Origin of the sequence: Nocardia sp. NPDC050408 (assembly GCF_044458905.1) — a bacterium.
In the GTDB taxonomy this organism is placed as follows: domain Bacteria; phylum Actinomycetota; class Actinomycetes; order Mycobacteriales; family Mycobacteriaceae; genus Nocardia.
The window spans coordinates 1-3475 of sequence record NZ_JBITIL010000053.1; the positions used below are offsets into that span (position 1 = coordinate 1).

The window sequence follows — 3475 nt, forward strand, 5'->3', positions numbered from 1 at the left end:
ATTCTGTGGAATCTGAAAAGTCAAGCCGGTGACCGTTGTCCGTGGCGGACGCCAACGATCGGCAGCTGGATGCCGATCGCGGTGCCGGCCCGGGGTGTTTGGTCCGATGGCGTGGGGACATCGGCAAGGCGTTGCAGCAGCCGGTCGAGCGCGGTCTGGCCGTCGTGGACCGCGGCTTGTTCATCGTCGGTGAGCGGGATGCTGACGAGCATGCGTTGCAGGTTCGATTTTGCTTGCAGCAGTTGACTTTTGCTGGATTCCTTCGGGGTGTAGAAGTCGCAGCGGGCGCAGGCCATGCGGTGCGGGCATTGTTCGAAGAAGCTGTAGGTGCAGTAGCCGTGGCCGAGGTCGTAGTGCTGCCAGGGCTCGCCGGCGGCTGCGGCGCCGTTGGTCACGGCGTCGCGGTCGACGAGGACTTCGATGGTGCGCATGTTGCGGGTGAAGTATCCGGCGTCGCCGTATGCCTTGGTGAGGGTGTTCGGGCTGATCTTGGCGTAGAACTGGGTCGACTGCGGTGAGCGGTGACCGAGCCACGCCTGCAGCTCGAACAAGGTCATCGGTTCTTTGGCGTTGTAGAGCTGGCTCGCGATGGTCGAGCGGGCCCGGTGGCTTGTGATGTTGCCGCGGACGTCGGCGGCGGGGACTCCGGCTTTGCGGCAAAGCATCGGGATCACGGTGTTGTTGATGTAGGCCGACGACATCCGGCGCGCACGGACAGCGAAGAGCAGATCGACGTGTTGTCCGGTGCGGCGGTCGACGAATGCCGGCTGGTCGGGCCGGATCGTCTGCCAGGTGTCGATGGCCTGGCCGAGGATCGGGTCGACCGGTTTGGTGAACGCGGTGCCGGTCTTGTGGGTAGGGACGTCGAGCAGGCAGACCGCGTCGCGGGCCAGAATCTGTTGGGAGTCACCGGGAATTGGTGCCCCGTCGTGTTGCCATCGGATGCAGCCGACGCGCAGCCGCGCGATCTCGTCGCTGCGTTGCCCGGAGAACAGCCAGGTCAGTGTGACTGCGCGAACCAGTTCCATCGGATAGAAGTTCCCGGCCTGGGATTGCGGCAGGTCATCAGCAGTCAGGTTCAACCCTGCCCACATCAGTTTCGCCCAGACATCGTCGGCGATGACGCGAGGATCTGGACCGAGCAGGGCGGCGATGCTGCGTGGGGTGGCCAGTGTGCGGTTGGGATCGAAATGCCTTGGCAGCCACTCCCATTCCTGGCAGTCCCGGAAGAATCGCCGGACCGCGGCGATCTGTCCCGCCTTCGTGGGAGCCTCCAGCGGCTTGCCGAGGCGATCGTTGAGCCCCACGGTGCGTTGAACGTAGTCGCCGACCTTCATGCGGTCCAGCGCGGCGATCCAGGTCGCGCAGGTTTGGCGGGTCCAGTTGGCGGGATCGGCCGCTTCGGGATGCTCGGCCTCGAGCCAGCGCCCGACGCGCAGCAGGATCGAGCGGACGCTGCCGCGAACGCGCGGCGTCAGCGTCGAGATGTCGAACCACCGGTCGACCATGGCCGCCCATTCGGGTGCTCCGCCGGTCGCGCGTGCCGAGTGCCGGCCGGTCAGCTGCTGCGGCGGACCGCAGAATCCCAGAGCGGCGACCGCGCGCTGCATTGCGTGCAGGGTGTTGCCGCGTGCGGCGGGCAGCAGCCGTTCGCGTCGAATCCACTCGAACAGCTCTGTATTCAGATCCTCGAGGTGAGGGCTTCGGTTGAGTAGCAGAACCTGACAGGCGACTGTCGGCAGCAGCGTGTCCTCGGCGCGGCCCAGCTGGTAGCCCCACCCGGCCAACACCGACCGGATCCGGCCGATCTCACCGTCGACCAGATCACGCCCGAAAACGTTCCAGGCCAACGTAAGACGTCTGAATCCGCCCAGGCGATAGAACTCACCGAACCCGCCCAGCAGGAATGCGTGCGTGGCCAAGTACGGGCGCACCTCATCACCGGCCCAATCCGGGACCGCGATTCGGAACTCGTGGATATCACCGCCGATCAGTCCGGCCCACTCCTGGTCTGTCCACGACCAGAAGGACCTACCCGTCTGAGCGCAGCGCAGCAATACGACCGCCGTCGTGTCCAGCATCGCGCGCTGTCGGTGGGGTGTCTGCGGAGCATGGATCGCGGCGTTGGCGTCGTCCAGAGGCCGCAGCAAGCGGCGGATCTGTTTCCAGCCTCGGGCGCCAGGGTCGTAGCGGGCCAGGCGGCGCAGGTTGTCGACACCGAGCTCGGTGATCGCATCCTTTTCCGCGGCCCGCAGTGTCGGTGCGGTGTCGTAGCGGCCGGGGTCGATCGGCGGCCGCCAGCGCGGATCGTCGCCAGGGCGGCCGGTGGCGGGTGCGGTGGTCACGGCGCCACCACGAGGTCGGTGCCGGCCAGAGCGGCAACGCGCCAGGCGTGGATCTGGTCCATGCCACGCGTGAGCTTGTCGGCCAGATCGCGGCCCGACAGGTGGATATACCGCAGCGTGGAGTCGGTGTGCCGGTGGCCGGCGAATGCGGCGATCGCATGCACTTCCCACCCCATCCGTGCCAGATCCGTCAAGCACAGATGCCGGGTGGTGTGCGTCGAGAACTGCGCGACACCGGCATCGATTGCGATGCGCCGCACCACTTTCGACCACATCCACAAACTCAGCGGCTCACCCCGGTTGCGCCGGGACTCCGACAAGAACAGCGGTCCGCGCGCCCGGCTGATCCCCGACCGATGAACCAGATACTGCGACAACAACACCCCGGTCGATGCCGAATACGGCACCACCCGCTCGAGGCGGTTCTTCGTCGTCTCCGCCCGCACCCGCAGCATCCGATGAGCCGGATCGACGTCGTCGGTCCGCAGCGAGCACAGCTCCTCCCGGCGCAGTGCAGCATCGTAGGCCAGTGCCAGCATCAGCCGATTACGGATCGAATCGTGCCGCGCCACGTTCAGCACACACAGCCACTGCTGCTCGTCCGGAATCCACGGCAGCTTCGTCAGCCGCGGCACCAGCCCACGCTGCATGCCACCGGCCCGCCGACCCGGCGTGTATCGGCCCCGGCCTACCGGATTCGATTGCCGCAGGCCCTCTTCCATCAAATAGTCGTAAAACAACCGGACCGGCACCAGCCGCTGCTGAATCGTCGCGTTCGCCAGCCCGGCCCCGGAGTCGATCGACACCACGTTCGCACCACGCCGGTGCGGACGAGAAGTCAACTCCCGCACGAACACCGCGACGTGAGCGCGGCTCGCGGTCACCGGATCGATCTGTTCCCTCTCGCACAGCAGCAGATACTCCGCCAGCCCGCGCCCATAGGCATCGATCGTCCGCGGCGCCCGCCCGAGATCAACCCAGATCCCCAGCCACACCGCCGCCTGCTCGTGCCGTCCGAGCACCGGCCACTTCTCCACCAGCGCCACCGCGCCACTCAACCTGCCTCCAAAGTCCGTGGTCACCCCAGGGAGACATGATCATCCCGAGCCAGATTCCACGTAACTTTTAAA

The 3475-nt window shown here is 66.5% G+C and carries 2 protein-coding genes; both read right to left on the minus strand.

Annotation, left to right across the window (positions count from 1 at the left end):
- Positions 1–20: 20 nt before the first annotated feature.
- Positions 21–2345, minus strand: coding sequence for a tyrosine-type recombinase/integrase (locus tag ACIBJI_RS42500; RefSeq protein WP_364360315.1), 2325 nt, complete (start codon positions 2343–2345; stop codon positions 21–23).
- Positions 2342–3403: a site-specific integrase gene (locus ACIBJI_RS42505; RefSeq protein ID WP_364360312.1), complete on the minus strand. Its 1062-nt coding sequence runs from the start codon at positions 3401–3403 to the stop codon at positions 2342–2344. Before ACIBJI_RS42505 ends, ACIBJI_RS42500 begins: the two co-directional genes overlap by 4 nt.
- Positions 3404–3475 lie beyond the last annotated feature (72 nt).